The sequence below is a fragment of the Bradyrhizobium sp. CIR18 genome (assembly GCF_014198295.1).
Classification (GTDB): domain Bacteria; phylum Pseudomonadota; class Alphaproteobacteria; order Rhizobiales; family Xanthobacteraceae; genus Bradyrhizobium.
The window spans coordinates 19844-37353 of the sequence record NZ_JACIHF010000015.1 but is presented as its reverse complement, the minus strand read 5'-3'; the positions used below and the strand labels follow the sequence as shown (position 1 = coordinate 37353).

The 17510-nt window shown below is 64.6% G+C and carries 17 protein-coding genes and 1 pseudogene; 11 read left to right on the top strand and 7 right to left on the bottom strand.

Annotated elements, in window-relative coordinates:
* Positions 1-232 precede the first annotated feature (232 nt).
* Entirely contained in the window at positions 233-511 is a 279-nt protein-coding gene (locus GGD65_RS32390) for a hypothetical protein (protein ID WP_183237903.1), read from the bottom strand.
* 131 nt (positions 512-642) lie between these two features.
* On the opposite strand from GGD65_RS32390, the gene GGD65_RS32385 reads away from it, so the two are divergent.
* The 3 genes from GGD65_RS32385 to GGD65_RS41240 all read left to right on the top strand — a co-directional run bounded on the left by GGD65_RS32385 (position 643) and on the right by GGD65_RS41240 (position 1659).
* Positions 643-819 (top strand): hypothetical protein, encoded by a 177-nt coding sequence (locus GGD65_RS32385; protein ID WP_183237902.1) that lies wholly within the window; start codon positions 643-645, stop codon positions 817-819.
* A 124-nt stretch (positions 820-943) separates the two neighbouring features.
* Positions 944-1375: a pyridoxamine 5'-phosphate oxidase family protein gene (locus GGD65_RS32380; RefSeq protein WP_183237901.1), complete on the top strand. Its 432-nt coding sequence runs from the start codon at positions 944-946 to the stop codon at positions 1373-1375.
* On the top strand, positions 1375-1659 hold the full coding sequence (locus GGD65_RS41240; protein ID WP_092259778.1) for a hypothetical protein: 285 nt from the start codon (positions 1375-1377) through the stop codon (positions 1657-1659). Before GGD65_RS32380 ends, GGD65_RS41240 begins: the two co-directional genes overlap by 1 nt.
* A gap of 11 nt (positions 1660-1670) precedes the next feature.
* Here GGD65_RS41240 and GGD65_RS32370 read toward each other — a convergent pair whose 3' ends face one another.
* Positions 1671-1850: a hypothetical protein gene (locus tag GGD65_RS32370; RefSeq protein WP_183237900.1), complete on the bottom strand. Its 180-nt coding sequence runs from the start codon at positions 1848-1850 to the stop codon at positions 1671-1673.
* 190 nt (positions 1851-2040) lie between these two features.
* Positions 2041-3102, bottom strand: a complete 1062-nt coding sequence (locus GGD65_RS32365; protein WP_183237899.1) for an isocitrate/isopropylmalate dehydrogenase family protein — start codon at positions 3100-3102, stop codon at positions 2041-2043.
* A 173-nt stretch (positions 3103-3275) separates the two neighbouring features.
* Between GGD65_RS32365 and GGD65_RS32360 the strand changes: the two are divergent.
* Positions 3276-4663 (top strand): annotated as a pseudogene (locus tag GGD65_RS32360) (MFS transporter).
* Between the two features lie 39 nt (positions 4664-4702).
* Here the strand turns inward: GGD65_RS32360 and GGD65_RS32355 are convergent.
* Positions 4703-6898, bottom strand: a complete 2196-nt coding sequence (locus tag GGD65_RS32355; RefSeq protein WP_183237898.1) for a hypothetical protein — start codon at positions 6896-6898, stop codon at positions 4703-4705.
* Between the two features lie 263 nt (positions 6899-7161).
* Positions 7162-8778: a B12-binding domain-containing radical SAM protein gene (locus GGD65_RS32350; RefSeq protein WP_018322713.1), complete on the bottom strand. Its 1617-nt coding sequence runs from the start codon at positions 8776-8778 to the stop codon at positions 7162-7164.
* 324 nt (positions 8779-9102) lie between these two features.
* Between GGD65_RS32350 and GGD65_RS32345 the strand changes: the two genes are divergently transcribed.
* The 7 genes from GGD65_RS32345 (at position 9103) to soxA (ending at position 15281) form a co-directional block, all read left to right on the top strand.
* Positions 9103-9552, top strand: a complete 450-nt coding sequence (locus GGD65_RS32345) for a (2Fe-2S)-binding protein (protein WP_183237897.1) — start codon at positions 9103-9105, stop codon at positions 9550-9552.
* Positions 9553-9564: 12 nt separating this feature from the next.
* On the top strand, positions 9565-11751 hold the full coding sequence (locus GGD65_RS32340) for a xanthine dehydrogenase family protein molybdopterin-binding subunit (RefSeq protein ID WP_183237896.1): 2187 nt from the start codon (positions 9565-9567) through the stop codon (positions 11749-11751).
* A gap of 52 nt (positions 11752-11803) precedes the next feature.
* Positions 11804-13075 carry an NAD(P)/FAD-dependent oxidoreductase gene (locus GGD65_RS32335; RefSeq protein WP_183237895.1) on the top strand — a complete coding sequence of 424 codons (1272 nt, stop codon included), beginning with the start codon at positions 11804-11806 and terminating at the stop codon, positions 13073-13075.
* Between the two features lie 196 nt (positions 13076-13271).
* On the top strand, positions 13272-13712 hold the full coding sequence (gene soxX, locus GGD65_RS32330; RefSeq protein ID WP_183237989.1) for a sulfur oxidation c-type cytochrome SoxX: 441 nt from the start codon (positions 13272-13274) through the stop codon (positions 13710-13712).
* A gap of 8 nt (positions 13713-13720) precedes the next feature.
* The gene (locus tag GGD65_RS32325; RefSeq protein WP_183237894.1) at positions 13721-14188 is read left to right on the top strand and encodes a SoxY-related AACIE arm protein; all 468 of its coding nucleotides are present in this window, start codon (positions 13721-13723) and stop codon (positions 14186-14188) included.
* A complete protein-coding gene (gene soxZ / locus GGD65_RS32320) occupies positions 14188-14505 on the top strand; it encodes a thiosulfate oxidation carrier complex protein SoxZ (protein WP_179735525.1) in 318 nt (105 codons plus the stop codon). The genes GGD65_RS32325 and soxZ overlap by 1 nt, the downstream gene beginning before the upstream one ends.
* Positions 14502-15281 carry a sulfur oxidation c-type cytochrome SoxA gene (soxA, locus tag GGD65_RS32315; RefSeq protein WP_183237893.1) on the top strand — a complete coding sequence of 260 codons (780 nt, stop codon included), beginning with the start codon at positions 14502-14504 and terminating at the stop codon, positions 15279-15281. The genes soxZ and soxA overlap by 4 nt, the downstream gene beginning before the upstream one ends.
* A gap of 2 nt (positions 15282-15283) precedes the next feature.
* Here soxA and GGD65_RS32310 read toward each other — a convergent pair whose 3' ends face one another.
* The gene (locus GGD65_RS32310) at positions 15284-15808 is read right to left on the bottom strand and encodes a hypothetical protein (RefSeq protein WP_246783486.1); all 525 of its coding nucleotides are present in this window, start codon (positions 15806-15808) and stop codon (positions 15284-15286) included.
* 34 nt (positions 15809-15842) lie between these two features.
* On the bottom strand, positions 15843-17405 hold the full coding sequence (locus GGD65_RS32305) for a hypothetical protein (RefSeq protein ID WP_183237892.1): 1563 nt from the start codon (positions 17403-17405) through the stop codon (positions 15843-15845).
* Between the last annotated feature and the right edge of the window lie 105 nt (positions 17406-17510).

Below are 17510 nucleotides of genomic sequence, written 5' to 3'. Positions count from 1 at the left end.
ACCTCCACATCGCTTATTCCGCCGATTTCTTACTAGCCGTCTTGTCGCGACCTCGCGCAATTCATCATTCGGAACTACCCGATCTCCCGGCCCAGCCTGGGCGAGCCTGCTAAGGCAATACAGTGCGGGAGTGCGTGCAGGAGGCACCGACAACAATGTCGGCGACAGCGCGCCGAGCATCTTCCTTGCCTTCAAAAGCGGCCGATGATGCTCGTAAGAGGCGCGCGCACGATCACTGATCCGCCGCCGGCTTCTTCAACCACCACCTGCGGATCAACAGCCACTGCATGGCGCAAATCGTCACTCCCATGGCAGCAACCACTCCGTGGACGATGAAGAGCGAAACGAAATTGAACGGATGGCTCTCATGAGCTGCCATCTGATGACGTGATCCGTGCAGCGGAAATAAGTGAGCAGTGCGCCTGTCGTGCACCAGCGCCACAGCTCGGAAAGTCCGAGCCACGCCATCAATGCGCAGCGACACCGTTGACGAACGTTCAGCACTCAGCACGATGAGTTTCGCAAGCGCTCTACCATTCTGCGCGTTCGAAGGCACAACTCGGTTCCCCGCAATCTGCGCCGTTATGATACCGGAACGCCAAGTCCGCCAACGCGTTATCGCCTGTATGGAAGGAGAAGATCATGAGCGTTGAAGGCAAGATCAAGGAAGGCGCCGGTTACATCAAGGAAGAGATGAACGAGCACGGCAAGGATCCCGAGAGCCAGCGCAAGGCTCAAGAGGGGCGCGATCTTCGCAATGAGGGCCGCATGGAAGACGGCAAGCTCCCGAAGACCACCAAGCCCGGCACGGGCCACTGATCCGATTCAATTCGAAACCGCCTCCGACTGATGTCGGGGGCGGTTTTGCGTTTCCAACGAGTAGAACGCGAGGAACGCGTAGCCTCATCCCGCCGTTGCTCCAGCCCCACTGGAGGAAAAATTCATGTCCAAGACATCGCTCGCCGAGATCGCGAAGGAAATGGCCGACATCGACATCGCCATTCTTTCGACCCACACCGAGAACGGCGAAATCGCCAACCGCCCCATGAGCAACAACGGCGATGTCGCCTACGACGGCACGTCTTACTACTTTGCCCATGACCGGACCCGCACCGTCTCGGACATCAGGCGAAATCCGAAAGTCGCGCTCGGCTTTTCGTCGGAAGCGGGCCTGTTCTCGAAGGGGATCTATGTCGCCGTCGAGGGGACGGCCGAACTGATCCGGGACAAGGCGGCATTCCAACAGCATTGGACGAGCGATCTCGACAAATGGTTCGACGACGGCATTGATACGCCGGGCATCGTGCTGATCAAGGTCAAAGCCAACCGCATCACTTACTGGAAGGGCCGTGAAGAGGGTGAGGTTGCGCTCTGATCGGCTCGGTACGGCGATTCGCTGATTGGTTCTTCCGGAGCCGCGAAACAGGTGCCATCACCATCGCGCAGTGGCCGAATCTTCTTCTTTGGATCGTCCTCGTTGCCGGCGTTCTGCTCTGGATCTGGCCTGCCGCAGGCAAAGTCAGCGTCGGCTTGACGATCGTCATGAAGGGCGGACTCGTCGTCTGGGGCGCCGACGAGGTCTTCCGCGGCGTGAATCCCTGGCGGCGCTGTCTCGGCGCTGCCGTAGTCGTCTACGAGTTCATGACGCTTCTGCCGTGAACCCACGTACTTCAGTCCATCACCTGATCGGCACCGGTCAGAAAACTTTCGGAGATCACGAGGTCAAGAGCCTTGGCGGGCCGGCCCGGGCAGCGGCACCGCGATCGGCGCGCGATATCGTAGGTCAGCGCTTGCCAAGCCGATACGTGGCCCGCCTTGATAGGCGGCGTCGCACGTTCACCGGCGTCCACGTCTTTTTCGGGATCGCTAGCACGTTAGCATCCTGCCAGTGTTTTGCCCGACGGGTCAACTTGATCGCAGCCGCGACTGCCGTCGCAAGGCGGTTCGAAAATCCCTTATCAATCAAGGCGACTTCTACTGTGCATGGGGTTGTTTTTCGACTTTTTGTCTTGGGCCCCGAGGAAAGTGTGCAAGCACCGCTCACTCCGCCTGCAGAATCTCCGCAATCGCCGCTCCTGCCGCGATCGTGCCGAGCTTGCCGCCGATGTCCCGCGTCGCCCTGCCCTCGCCAATCGCCTTCGCCACCGCCGCCTCGATCGCGTGCCCGGCCTCTTCATAGCGGACCGCACCAGTCTTCTCGCCGTGCCAGGCCAGCAGCAGCGCGGTCGACAGGATCAACGAGACGGGATTGGCGACGTCCTGTCCGGCAATGTCGGGCGCCGAGCCGTGCGCGGCCTGCGCCATCGCGTAGCGCTCGCCGACATTCAGTGAGCCGCCGAGGCCGAGGCTCCCCGAAAGTTCGGCGGTAAGATCGGACAGAATGTCGCCGAACATGTTGGTGGACACGATGACGTCGAAACGATCAGGACTGCGCACCACATGCGCCATCATGGCATCGACCAGAATGTCGTCGACGCTCAGTCCTGGATAGGCCTTCGCCGCCGCGCGGCAGATCTCGAGAAACATGCCGTCACCGATCTTGAGCACATTGGCCTTGTGCACGATGGTGAGGTGCCTGCGCCGCTTGATCGCGAGGCGGCATGCGGCATGCGCGATGCGCTCACAGCAGAGGCGTGTGATCCTTCGCAGCGAGATCACCACGTCGGGCGTGACCAGCATCTCGCCATTGCCCTGCTCCAGGTTGCGGTCGGCGTAGAACCCCTCGGTGTTCTCGCGGACCACGACGAGGTCGAAATCACCGAGGCGCCCGGGCCGCCCCGCATAGGTGCGCGCGGGCCTGATATTGGCGTAGAGGTCGAGGTTCTTGCGGAAGTACCTCGACGGATTGATCTCGCCATGAGCCTCGTCCTTGAAGTCGAAGGTCGCTGTCGGACCCAGGATCAGGCCGTCGGCGGCGCGGACGATGTCGAGCAGCTCGGGGCGCACGGTCGTGCCTGATAGCTTCAGGCTCGCATGCCCGACCGCCTGCTCCTCCAGACGCAAATTGAGCTGGAAGCGCTCTGAGGCCGCGCGCAGCACGCCCGATGTCGCGGTCGTGATCTCGGGTCCGATGCCGTCACCGGGCAGAACGACGATTTGCATGGCGATCCCCTGACTTTTGCAGCCGCGGCGCGATCATACGCCAGCGCGAGCCGTCATCGCCTCACCTTCGCGCATACACAGCATGCAAGCATATGCCTGTGGTAGGCGGCCCCGCCGTAGTACATGCGAAATGACCGATTTGAGCCGCGCCGCCGGAGCCACGCGCCAACGCAATGACGATCACGTTACCTGCCGCCGCGCGCGAGCCCGACCACACCATCTCTGACGGCCTCCCCGCCGCGCAGCGGCGCTGGGCGATCGCCGCGATCTTCACCGCGCTGGCGATGGCCTCGCTCGACACCGCGATCGCCAACATCGCCCTGCCCGCCATTGCTGCCGATCTGCATGTCTCGCCGGAGCAGTCGGTCTGGGTGGTCAACGTCTACCAGATCGCGCTGGTGGCAACGCTCTTGCCGCTGGGTGCGCTCGGCGAGATCGTCGGACACCAGCGCATCTATCTCGGCGGCCTCATCCTGTTCACCATCGCCTCGCTGCTCTGCGCGGTGGCGTGGTCGCTGGACAGTTTGCTGGTCGCACGCATGCTGCAGGGGCTGGGTGCCAGCGGCATCATGAGCGTCAACACCGCGCTGGTGCGCTTCGTCTATCCCGGCCGGATGCTGGGCCGCGGTTTTGGCCACAACGCGCTTGTGGTCGCGACCGCCTTCACCTTCGGGCCAACGATCGCCTCCGCCATCCTGGCCCTCGGCCCGTGGCCGTGGCTGTTCGCCGTCAACATCCCGTTCGGCCTCGTCGCGATCGGCATCGGCGTTGCGATGCTGCCGAAGACGCCGCGCGCCGATCACGGGTTCGACTTTCTCGGCGCAATCCTGGCGTCGGCCTGCCTCGGCCTGTTCATCACAGGCATCGGCAGTGCCGCGCATAATCTGTCGCCGGTGGTCGTGATCATCGAGCTGGTCACGGCCCTCGCGCTCGGCTTTATCCTGACGCGCCGCCACGCCGACCATCCGGCGCCGATGCTGCCGATCGACCTGTTCAGCCGGCCGATGTTCGCGTTGTCGGCCGCGACCGCAGTGTGCTCCTTCGCCGTGCAGGGCCTCGCCTTCGTCTCGCTACCGTTCTATTTCGAGGACGTGCTCGGCCGCTCGCAGGTCGAGACCGGCTTCTTCATGACACCGTGGCCGCTGGTGGTCGGCATCATGGCGCCGATCGCGGGACGCCTGTCCGACCGCCACGCGGTCGGCCTGCTCGGCGGCATCGGCCTGGTGCTGCTCGGCCTTGGCATGGCGCTGCTCGCGACCCTTCCGGCCAACCCCGCCATTGCCGACATCATCTGGCGGATGGTGATCTGCGGCATGGGCTTCGGTTTCTTCCAGGCGCCGAACATGAAGGCGGTGATGTCAAGTGCGCCGCCGCACCGCAGCGGCAGCGCCTCGGGCATCGTCGCGACCGCGCGCCTGACGGGACAGACAAGGGGGCGGCCCTCGCGGCGCTCTGCTTCGCGCTGGCCGGTCACGACGGCGCAACCGTCGCGCTGGCGCTCGGCGCCGGCTTTCCCGCACTCGGCAGCGTGATGAGCTTCCTGCGGCTGGCGGTGAAGTAGACCGGACGCGTTGGCGCGCCTCAATCGGCCGACCCGCCTTCACGGAGCCTTCTGCGCGATGGGACGGCTCACGATTGCCGCGGCATCGAGCGGCTCGCATTTGATCGTCCGTGTCAGCTTTGGCGGGCCTTTCCAGCCCGCGGTCTCGCTCAGGGGCGCAAACGTGCCTCCTTGCGGCGTCAGGATGATCGGCTCCGACTTCAGGCAGAGATCGGGAAATGCGAGGCCATGGCCGCCGCCTTGGCTGAACCGCCCAACCAGCGTCTGGGAGGCCTGCATCCGCGTCGCTGGCGAGGCTCGCATCGCGCGGTCGGGGTCGAAAGCGCGATAGCACGGCCAATCGGTGTGGTTCGCTTCGAACTCATAGACGACCCGGCAAGCAGCTCCGGCCGATTTCACGAACGGCGCATCCGACGGCGCGGCGGCATCGCGTTCGAAAACCAGGGTCTGCAGCGTCAACACTTCGGTCGTCGCGCGGGACACGTCGGGCTTGCCCGGTTCGATCGCTATTTCCCCACGGGAGAACACCAGCTTGGTCCTCGGTCGCGCCTCCCTGGTCTCCAGCACCAGCATGGGCCTCTCCGCCCACGAGCGGTCCAGGTCCACGTCCCCGTCGCCCATCGTCAGCCGCGCATTGCCAACGGAAGGGTTGTCCCTGGCGAAATCGATCGTGCGAAGGTGCACACTCGACTTCGACGCCTCGAGGCTCAGGAATCGCAAATCATCCGCCTTGCGCGTGATCGGCATCATCGGATCGAAGCGATCGTCGATGTTGAACCGGACGATCTTCTTCAGCTTGGCCGAGAGAGGCCCTTTGGCGGCGAGCGGCGGCGCAACGTCAATCACAAGCAAGGCACCGTCGGGCGAGAAGCTGTTGCCGAAGGCGCGCTGCCAGGCGGCGGTCAACAGCGAATCCGTCCGCTGATCGATGTCCCGCGCGAAATAGATCTGCTGTCCGGCGCGAACCAGCGGAAAGTTCTGGAATGCACCGAGCGCCGCGCCCTTGCGAACCTCCGTTTCGGGGAAGGTGACGCATTTGGACCGGTCGTCGCCTCCGGACTCCTCGACCTTCCTGGACGCAGAGCGGGAGCAGAAGCTCAGATGCTGCTCCTTTGTCTTCTGTGTGCTGATCGACGTCGCGTAGACGAGATCCGGACTTCCGGGCACTTCCATCGGAAGCGGAGAGGTCGCGAACATGTCGACCTCAACCCTGCTGAGCGACGGGCCCGCATCGACGGAGCAGAGATCCCGGACCGGCAGGGTATTGGTGAGGAGGCGCGCCGGATCGGCGCCGACGATACAGGACATGCTGTCCTGCGGGTTGTTCCGGCTCATCCAGATCAGATGGTCCTTGCCCGCTCCGTCGACCAGTAGATGCGGCGCCGCGTGTCGACGGCGCGGCGGCAACCAGACCGGCATGGTTTCGGACAGCATGGGCTCGCGCTTGAGCAGCGCTTCCGGCAACCGCGTCACGCCGACCGAGCGCAACTCGGCGCTGACGGCGTTGGGATCGGTCGTCCACTCGAGAACGGGAACACTCGCGCAGGTAATGCAGGTCACCGCAAGATTGGAGCGGACGTTCTCGAACATGAGAATGACCTGATCGGGGTCGCTGCCGTATTTGGCCGGCGCGGCCGCCTTGAACGGATGATTCACCACACGGCTGACCAGAAATCCGTTCGACCGCGACGGGTCCGAATCGAACTCGAAATAGGTCGATCGGTCCCAGCCGCGATAGGCGTCGTATCCGCCGATGCTCACGCCGGCCAGAACCATCTTGGAGTCGGTCTGACAGCGCGCCGCGCTGCTCTCCTGGCTGCCGTTTCGTATGTAGAGACAGAGTCGAAAAGCCGCGTTCTGCAGAATGCGGTCGCAATCGTTCTGGTTATAGCCGTAGGTCGCAAGGCCGTGGCGATAGCACAGGTCGTGAAAGACGCACGCCTGCCTGAAGCGCTGCAGGACGAGATGGCGCTTCTGGTTGGAATCCCTGCCGCCGTCGAAAAATATGTTAGCCCAGGGCGGCAGGCTGCAGTTCAGGCCCTCGCCACTGCCACCGATGGTACTGACGACGTCCGGCCCCGATTGAAAGGCCGTAACGGTGGCGGGCATCTCGCCATCGGTGATGTCGTCGACGTTCTTGTAGATGGAATCGGCGATGAAGGAAGGCAGATATGCGAAGACCAGCACCGCCACGACAATCAGCGCAACCGACCAGCGGATCACCTTCCTGAACATGGCCCAACCCCGCTAGAGCTTTTCCGGCAATGACGTCGGTCGCAATGGCAGACGAGCACTGAGCCTCGCGGGCCAACTCAAAATGCCCGCGCGGAACGTCCAGACGCCGAAATCGCGGCGGGCCCGGGTCGTCCTGACGACGATCAGCTTGAGGTTGTCCTGCTGTCAAGCCGGGATCTCACACATGACAGCCAGTTTGATCGCCGACGGCACGCCGGGCAGCGCATCAAAGCGTCGTGGGCGGTTCCATCGCTCTCCGGATGTCAGGCCAGATGTCGAGCCTCGGTCGCGCCCACAGCTACGGCTGGACTCGGGATTTGCTCGTCCAGCGCCGCCAGGCGCGCGTCAATGGCGGCGATGACCTTGCGCGAGAACGGTCCGAGATGGGCATAGGCTGCGATCATCTGCACGGCAATGCGCGCGGATGTCGTGTCGCGCTTGGCGCAGTTCATGAAAGTTTGCCACAACGGTCCACGCGCCTCGGGAAGGGCGGTGACCACCTTGTGCACCGTCTCCATCGCACCGAGCTTGGCGCGGATATCGCCTTCGGCGAGCTCGTGGCGCTGCCGGGACCGGTCGAGCAGCGTCATGAGGCGGTCGACGCGTCCTGAATAGGCAGCCGGGCTGTAGACGTGCTCCAGCACCCGCTTGTAGTCCGTCAGGATGTCGCGGAGCGGGCGCACCGGATCGAAATTGATTCCAGCCGTGCACTGATCGGCGCCGATGGTCGGCGCCACATCGTGGCCCGCGTGGAGCCGGCCTTCGCGCTCCAGGCGGCGCGTCAGCTGCGTGTTCGGCAAGGCATAGAGCAGCCCGACCATGCTGACGGGAATCGCCGCTTCCTCGATGAAATCGATCATGGCGTCCGCCATGGAGACCTTCTCATTGTCGAAACCGACGATGAAGCCAGCGGTGACGAGCATGCCGGCGGCGTAGATCTTGTGGATGCTCTCGGCGATGTTGCGCCGCGTATTCTGCTTCTTCCGCATCGCGACCAGCGTTGCCGGATCCGGACTCTCGATACCGACGAAGATGGCGAAGAAATTCGCCGCCCCCATCAACTCCAACAGCTCGGGATCATCGGCCAGGTTGACCGAGGCTTCGGTCGACAATTCGAACGGATAGCCGTGGGTCCGCTGCCATTCGGCGAGCTTAGGCAGGAATTGCCGCAGCGACTTCTTGTTGCCGATGAAATTATCGTCGACGAAGTCGAGATGGCCGCGGTAGCCCATCTGATAGAGCCTATCGAGCTCGACGAACATCTGCTCGATCGTCTTGGTCCGCGGCACGCGGCCGTAGAGCTCGATGATGTCGCAGAACTCGCAGGTGAACGGACAACCGCGCGAATACTGCACACCGAGATAGAGATAGTCCTCGAACTTGAGCAAGTCGAAACGCGGCACCGGCGTCTTGGTCACGTCCGCCTGGAATTTCGGTGCGGTGAAGGTGCCGCTCCGCGCGCCACCCTCCCAGGCCGCAATGAATTCGTCGATGACGCTCTCGGCCTCACCGAGCACCCGGAAGTCGGCCCGCTCATAGATGTGGGGGCTTGAAGTCGGGTCGGGACCGCCCACGACCACCGGCTTGCCGGCCGCGCGGCAGAGCTCGATCAGGCGCAGCGTGTCGGCCTGCTGCGGCATCATCCCGCCGGTGAAGACGACATCGGCCCAGGCGAGATCCTCGTCATTGAAGGGCGCCGTGTTGCAATCGATCAGCCGGACCGTCCAGCTTTCGGGCAGCATCGCGGCAACGGTGATCAGGCCTAAAGGAGCGGCCGGGCGCTTTACGCCCAATACCTTGCAGGATTCGCCAAAGGTCCAGAAGGACTCTGCCGAGAACAGCGGGTACAGCATCAGTACGTTGGGACTCGGCACGTTCATGGAACTCCTTCTGGCGTCGGCGCAGTGTACCAAAGCGCCTGCGTCTTGCACCCCGGCAAAAGGGACAAACTGTCGCCATGGCCTCGAGTGGAACCGGCGTTCACAGCTGGCGTCGCCTCAGACCCATGGATTGGCGCCCGCGGAAGGACGACCGAATCAACCATGATGGAGGGCGAGACAAAACACCACCCTCCCCACAATCTTCCCTCAGCGGCGTAATTTTCGCATTTCACCCCTCGGACTGTTGATTTGAACAGTTCCAGTTTGCCGGACACATTGCGCCCCTGAGTTCAATCGGTGGATTGGGCCAATCAGGGGACTGCGATGGCAAACCTAACAATCAACGGAAAAACCTTCACTCTCGACATCGAGCCGGATACGCCGCTGCTCTGGGCGATTCGCGAGAATGCCGGCCTGACCGGCACCAAATACGGTTGCGGCATTGCACAATGCGGCGCCTGCACGGTTCACATCGAAGGCGTCGCCACCCGCTCCTGCGGCGTCTCGGTCAGCGAAGCCGAGGGCAAGAAGATCACCACCATCGAGGGGCTCGCCTCCGGCGATGCGCTGCACAAGGTGCAGGAGGCCTGGATCGCCCAGGACGTGCCGCAATGCGGCTATTGCCAGAGCGGCATGATCATGGCGGTGGCGGCGCTGCTGAGCGAGAAGCCGAAGCCGACCGACGCCGATATCGACGAGGCCATCACCAATATCTGCCGCTGCGGCACCTTCCAGCAGGTGCGCGAAGCGATCCACACGATCGCAAGCGCGTAAGGAAATCCCCACATGAATAAGCATATCTCGCCGCGGCTCAACCGCCGCGCCTTCGTCATCGGCAGCGCCACGCTCGGCGCCGGCCTTGCGATCGGCCTCGACCTCCCCTTCGGCGGGCCCGCCGTGGTCCGTGCCGCCGACGGCTCGCCGGAGATCGGCGCCTGGGTCGTGGTCAGGCCCGACGACACCGTCGTGATCCGTATCGCCCGCTCCGAAATGGGCCAGGGCTCACTCACCGGCCTCGCCCAGCTCGTCGCCGAGGAGCTCGAATGCGACTGGACCAAGGTCACGACCGAATATCCAACACCCGGCCAGAGCGTCGCCCGCAAGCGCGTCTGGGGCGATTTTTCGACCGGCGGCAGCCGCGGCATCCGCTCCTCGCAGGACTATGTCCGCAAGGGCGGCGCCACCGCGCGGGTGATGCTGATCCAGGCCGCCGCCGATGCATGGAAGGTGCCGGCCTCCGAATGCGCGGCCGCGAACAGCGTCATCACCCATACGCCGTCGGGCCGGACCACGACCTACGGCAAGGTCGCCGAGGCCGCCGCCAAGCTGTCGCCGCCGGCGGACGTCAAGCTGAAGGATCCGAAGGACTGGAAGCTGATCGGCAAGGGCGTGAAGCGGCTCGACACCGTCGACAAGACCACCGGCGCCATGATCTACGGCGCCGACATCAAGCTGCCGGGCATGCTGAATGCCGCGATCAAGGATTGCCCGGTGTTCGGCGGCAAGCTGAAGAGCTTTGACGAAGCCAAGATCGCCAGCATGAAAGGCGTCAAGAAAGTCGTCAAGGTCGGCGATACCGCGGTCGCGGTCGTTGCCGACACCTGGTGGCACGCCAAGACCGCGCTGGAGGCGCTGCCGATCGTCTGGGACGAGGGCGACAACGCAAAGGTCTCGAGTGAGTCGATTGCGAAGTGGCTGGCCGAAGGCCTCAACAACGACCAGCCGGCCTATGTCGGCAACAAGAACGGCGATGCGAAGGCCGCGATTGCCGGCGCCGCCAAGAAGGTCGAGGCCGTCTACTCCTATCCCTACCAGAACCACGCCACGATGGAGCCGATGAACGCCACCGCGCTCTACACCGCGGACAAATGCGAGGTCTGGTGCGGCACGCAGAATGGCGAGGCGGCGTTCGCGGCGGTGCTCGAAGCTTCCGGCCTGCCGGCCGACAAGTGCGACGTGCACAAGGTGATGTTAGGGGGCGGTTTCGGCCGACGCGGCCAGACCGACTACGTCCGCCAGGCCGTGATGATCGCCAAAGAGACGCCGGGCACCCCGGTCAAGCTGTTGTGGTCGCGCGAAGAGGACATGGCGCACGGCCGGTACCACCCGATCACCCAGTGCAAGATGACCGGCGCGTTCGATGCCAACAACAATCTGGTCGCGCTGCACTACCGCCTGTCCGGGCAATCAATCCTGTTCTCGCTGCGCCCCGAAGCGCTGCAGAACGGCATGGATCCGGCCGCCTTCCAGGGCGTCGCCCAATCCGGCGAAGCGGCGTTCGGCTATTCGGTGCCGAACCTGCTGGTCGAGCATGCGATGCGCAACCCGCACGTTCCGCCCGGCTTCTGGCGCGGCGTCAACGTCAATCACAACGCCATCTACATGGAATGCTTCATGGACGAGCTGGCCCAGGCCGCAGGCCAGGACCCGCTCGAATTCCGCCGCAAGTTGATGGGCAACCATCCCAAGCATCTGGCGGTGCTCAACGCGGTCGCCGAGAAGATCGGCTGGACGACGCCGGCGCCGCAGGGCGTTTATCGCGGCATCGCCCAGGTCATGGGCTATGGCAGCTATGTCGCCGGCGCCGCCGAAATCTCGGTGACTGACGGCAGCAAGATCAAGGTGCATCGCATCGTCGCCTCCACCGATCCCGGCTACGTCGTCAATCCGGCGCAGGTGGAGCGGCAGATCGCGGGGTCCTTCGTCTATGGCCTCTCCGCGCTGTTCTACGGCGGCTGCACCGTCAAGGACGGCAAGATCGAGCAAACCAACTTCGACACCTACAACTCGATGCGCATCAACGAGATGCCGAAGGTTGAATCGGTGATGGTGCCAAGCGGCGGGTTCTGGGGCGGCGTCGGCGAGCCCACCATCGGCGTCGCAGCGCCGGCGGTGCTCAATGCGTACTTCGCCGCGACCGGCAAGCGCATCCGCTCCGTGCCGCTGCGGGACCAGAATATCACCTTCGCCTAAGCACAGCCGCGGCGGCCACGACGGCCGCCGCGGCATTTTGCGGACAAGATTCATGAATGCGCCGGTGACACGGCGGAATGCCGTTCTCGGCATCACCGCCGCGGCCACATCGTTCGTCGTCCCCTCGATCCTGCGCGCGCAATCCGCAGGCCGCATCGTCGTGGTCGGCGGCGGCTTTGGTGGAGCGGCCTGCGCGCGGGCGCTCAAGCGCGCGCAGGCGGGCTTGCAGGTGACGCTGATCGAGCCGAACAGGACCTTCACGTCGTGCCCCTTCAGCAACGAGGTGATCGCCGGCTTGCGCGAGATCGACGCGCAGCAGTTCGGCTATGACAGGCTCGCCGCCGAGGGCGTCACCGTCGCTGCTCAGGCCGCGACGGCCGTCGATGCGCAAAAGCGCAGCGTGACGGCCGCCGATGGCGCCACGTTTGCCTATGACCGCCTCGTGCTCTCGCCCGGCATCGACTTCCACTTTGAAGCCCTGCCCGGCTATGACGACGCCGCATCGGAGAAGATGCCGCACGCCTGGAAGGCCGGCGCGCAAACGCTGTTGCTGCGCAGGCAGTTGGAGGCAATGGCTGACGGCGGCACCGTCGCGATCGCAATCCCCGCTAATCCCTCGCGTTGCCCGCCCGCGCCATACGAGCGCGCCAGCCTGATCGCGCATTACCTGAAGACGAACAAGCCACGCTCGAAAGTTCTGATCCTCGACGCCAAGGACAATTTCTCCCAGCAGCGGCTGTTCGAGAGGGCGTGGAAGGAACTCTATGGCGACATGATCGAGCGCATCGCGCTGTCACAAGGCGGCCGCGTGACCTCGGTCGATCCGGCGACCATGACCATTGTCACCGAGTTCGGCAACTACACGCCAGATGTCGCCAATGTCATTCCGCCGCAACGCGCGGGACGCATTGCCGAGATCGCAGGCGTGGCGGACCACACCGGCTGGTGTCCGATCGATCCCGTGACCTTCGAGTCGAAGCTCGTCAAGAACATCCACGTCATCGGCGACGCCTGCCTCGGCGGCGGCATTCCCAAATCGGCCTCGGCCGCAAGCGGGCAAGGCAAGGCTTGCGCCGCTGCCATCGTCGCTTTGCTCGCGGGCCGAGCACCCGAGACGCCACGGCTGACCGGCGTCTGCTACAACACCGTCGCGCCAGGCTATGGATTTTTGCTTGCAGGCAATTATCAGCCGAAAGGCGACATCTTTGCCGAGGTCGAGGGCGGCGCGACGAGCCCAGTCGATGCCCCGCGCGAATTGCGCGCCCGCGAGGCGACCGAAGCCGAGCGCTGGTTTCAAATCATCACGGCGGACGTCTTTGGTTAGAGCGATGATGGGACCAAGTTGCCGCCACGAGCTAGGTGCGCTCCCTCCCCCGCTTGCGGGGGAGGGTTGGGGAGAGGGTGTCTCCACTCGCGAGACTCCCCAAGAGGAAAAAGCCCTCACCCGCCGCTGCGCGGCGACCTCTCCCGCAAGCGGGAGAGGTAAGCGGAGTTCGCGGCGGCACCGTGCACCCAGTCCGATTTCTGCGGTTGCTGCGTTCATCGCGGCGAGCCTCGCCCTGTCCTCGCTTGCCAAGGCAGACGAACTCGCGCCCTACAAGATCGTAGGCGAAGGCATCCCGGCTTCTCTCACGGGCGCGCCAGGCGATGCCGTGCGCGGTCGCGCGCTGGTGCTGGCGCGCACCACGACATGCATCCTCTGCCATTCCGGCCCCTTCCCCGAAACGCGGTTCCAGGGAGATCTCGCGCCCGACCTCACCGGGGTCGGGAACCGATGGTCGGCGAGCCAGTTACGGCTTCGGCTGGTCGATGCGGCGCGCTTCAACCCGGACACCATCATGCCGTCCTATTATCGCAACGGCGACCTCGTGCGAGTCGGACGCAATTTTGCCGGCAGGCCGATCTTATCGGCGGCGGAGATCGAGGACATCGTGGCTTTTCTTGCAACGCTTCGCGACTAGGACTGTTCATGCCAACCACGCGACGACAATTTCTGAGCCTCGCCGGAGGCGTGACGGCCGCCGGGACGATCCCGATCGTGACCCTGCGTCCGCTTCACGCGACGCCCGCGATGCTCAACACCGCAATCCGCAATGTCGTCGGCGAAGCACCAATTCGCACCGGCAGGGTGAAGCTCGACATTCCGCCGCTGGTCGAGAACGGCAACACCGTGCCGATGACGGTGAGCGTTGCAAGCCCGATGACGGCGGACGACCACGTCAAGAGCATCCACGTCTTCAACGAGAAGAACCCGCAGCCGAACATCGGCAATTTCTATTTCGGCCCCTCCACCGGCCGCGCTCAGGTCGCGACACGCATCCGCCTCGCCGACACCCAGAAGGTGGTGGCGATCGCCCGCCTGTCCGACGACACGTTCTGGCAGGTCGCCGCCGACGTGGTCGTGACGCTGGCCGCCTGCACCGAGGAGATGAACTGATGGCCGCGCTCATCAACGTTCCCGCGAAGGCGAAGCGCGGCGACGTCATCGAGATCCGCACGCTGACCTCGCACATCATGGAAACAGGCTTCCGCCATACCACAGACGGCAAGCTGGTGCCGCGCGACATCATCACGAGCTTCTCCTGCCGCTACAACGGCGCCGAGATCTTCCGCGCCGATCTGTTTCCGGCGATCGCGGCCAATCCTTATCTGTCGTTCTTCACGGTCGCCAGGGAAAGCGGCAAGTTCGAGTTCGAGTGGATCGGCGACAACGGCTATTCCTCCACCGCGTCGGCATCGATCATTGTCGAATGAGCGTTTGGCGCGCGATAGCAGCGGCCGCATTGTTCGCCGCAGCGCCTGCCCTGCTCGCCGGTGAGATCCTGCCCGATGCGCGCCGATCCGGCTACTCCTTCATGGGCCCGGACACGCGCGCCATGCAGGATGACGACACCTCCAATCCCGGCATGCTGTTCGTGCTCGATGGCGAACAGCTATGGGACAAGAAGACCGGCAGAGCCGAGAAAGCCTGCGCGGATTGTCATGGCGATGCACGCACCAGCATGAAGGGTGTTGCCGCACGCTACCCGGCCTTCGACAAGGCGCTCAGTCGCCCCGTCACGCTCGACCAGCGCATCAATCTCTGCCGCTCCAATAATCAGCAGGCGTCGCCACTGCCCTACGAGAGCCGCGAGCTCCTGGCGCTGTCCGCCTTCGTCGCCCATCAATCGCGCGGTGTCGCGATCACTGCCGGCGACGATCCGCAAGCAAAGCCCTTCGTGGAGCAAGGCCGCGACCTCTTCATGCAGCGCGAGGGCCAGCTCAACCTCGCCTGCACCAATTGCCACGACGACAATTTCGACAAGCGCCTTGCGGGCGCGCCGATCACGCAGGGACAGCCGACCGGCTATCCGCTCTACCGCCTCGAATGGCAAACGCTGGGATCGCTGGAGCGACGGCTGCGCAGCTGCATGAGCGGCGTCCGCGCCCAGGCCTATGATTACGGCTCGCCCGAGCTGGTCGCGCTCGAGCTTTATCTGATGTCGCGGGCGCGCGGCTTGCCGATGGAGACGCCGGCCGTCCGGCCCTGAGACTAGTGCTTTGAGGCTTCCGCTTGCGGCGAGGTGGCTTCGGCCGCAGCCGCGGGTGTCGCGACCGATAGTCCATGGAGCCTCCAGCTGCCGCCGACATCCTGAAACATCAGATCGAAATCGATCTGCAACGGCCTCGTCGGAATGGTGCCGCTGAGCCGCAGCATGCCGCGGCCATTGACGTTGGGTGCCGCCGACAATCGCGGGGCGAGAAGTGCGGCTCCAAACAGGTCGAACTTGCGGGCCCGCAGGTCGGAGAACGCAAGCGCGAGATCGGCGGCACTATTCCTGGCCTGGAATTCAGGTGCGGCAAGGTCGCGCAACACCGAATAATTGCCGGAGCGATTGGCGTCATTCAACGTCAGGAGCGAGGAGCGGATCAGATAGAGTGCCTGCTCGACGGTGACCTGCGGCCCGCCCTGTCGTGTCGGGGCCGCGGCGGGCTGAACCGCCCAACGATCCGCAAAGCCGGAAGGCGGTGATTGCGTCTCCGCACGCATGGGTGCGCAGGCTGCGATGAGGATCATGCCTACGATCAATCGTGGCGATACGACCATACACTCACCAGCCCATGCGCAAGCCGACGCGTCCGCCGGCGACCCGCTGGTCGGGTCCGTAACCTATTCCGCCGTTGAACTGCATGTTCTGATTGAGACGTAGTGCCGCGTTGAACGCGAGACCGTTGGCCCGCTCGAAGGTCCCGTAGTTCATGGTCACGGCAAAACTCTCATTCGGCAGCAGCGTCGGCACGCCGGCCATGGCAAAGGCCATAGCGACGCCGCTGGTCACCTTGCTGGTCCGGCTGCTGAGGTCGTCGAGGCGGCCGTTGATGCTGGCGAGCTGGCCATTGATGGCGCTGAGATCGCTGGCCGAGGCGATGCCGAGATTGGCAAGCGTCGTGGTCGCGAGATTGCCGGCGCCATCGGAAGTGACAAGCTGGGTCGTGCCGCTCTGCGCAGCCTTGCTGGCCGACGAGGTGATGCCGGCCATGGTGTAGGTGTTGCCGGTCGTCCCGAACGTCTGCTGGTTGGCGCGGGTCACTGTGGCGCCATTGCCGAAGGCGGCGGAATTGGCAAAGCCGGCGCTGGAATTGTTGCCGACAGCGAAGGCATTGGCCCCAGTGACCGAAACGGTGTTGCCGATTGCGATGCCGCCCGCGCCGGTTACGGTCCCCGCGTTCGCCATCACCAGCGCATTGGACGCATTGACGGTGTTGCCGGAGCCGAACACGGAGGATCCGGCAGCGCTCGCCGTGCCGGCCACCGCGTTGTTGGAGCCGACCACATTGACGTTGTCGCCCCGGCCGGTCTGGTTGGTGCCGTTGACGGTGTTGTTGTCGCCGAGCACGAAGCTGCCATTGCCGTTCAGCGTATTGGGGTCGCCGATGGCGTAGCTGCCATTGCCGCGCACGGTTTGACCCGTGCCGAATGCACCGCTGTTGGTGCCGGTGACGGTGTTGAACGCACCGACCGCGGTGCTGTTGACGCCGGTCACCGTGGTGTTGTTGCCGACAGCCGTTCCGCTCGTGCTGCCGGCGTTGACGACCGCCCACGATCCGACCGCCACCGAACTGTCGGCATACGCGTAGCTGTCCGCGCCGTAAGCTGAGCTGGCGAGGCCAGTCGCGGTGCTCCGGCCACCGGTCGCAGTTGCGAAGTCGCCGGACGCCCGGGAGGCGGCACCCACCGCCGTCGAGTACCAGCCGGGTGCACTGCTGTTGGCGCCAACGGCCACGGTTTGATTGCCGGTCGCACTGCTCACATAGCCGTAGGCGGTACTCTCGTAGCCGGTCGCCGCGCTCTGCGCGCCGGCGGCGGAGGCGTGCTGACCGATCGCGAGGGCGCCAAATCCCATCGCGGTGGTCTGCACGTTGGTCGCCTGACTAGAAGCGCCGACGGCGAGAGCATTATAGCCAGAGGCAGTGCTGGAGGCGCCATAGGCCGTGCCGGATGCACCGCCCGCCGTGCTGCTGGCACCGCACGCCGTGCTTCCGGCGGCAACGGCGACAGCGCCGCCGGTGCTGTTGCTGGCGTCGGTACAGACGAACTGTGCCTGCGCGGATGACACGTCGACGACCGCGGCCAGCGCGAGCGCCACCACGACACAGATCGCAGCCGGCCACATTTGCCGCCGCGTCGCTTCCCCCCGCGTTCGTCCCGCTGTCTCGCCGGTCCGCCCTTCGGCCAACCGCACCGCAAGACCCGCCCCTCGCCTATCCATCGCTCACCT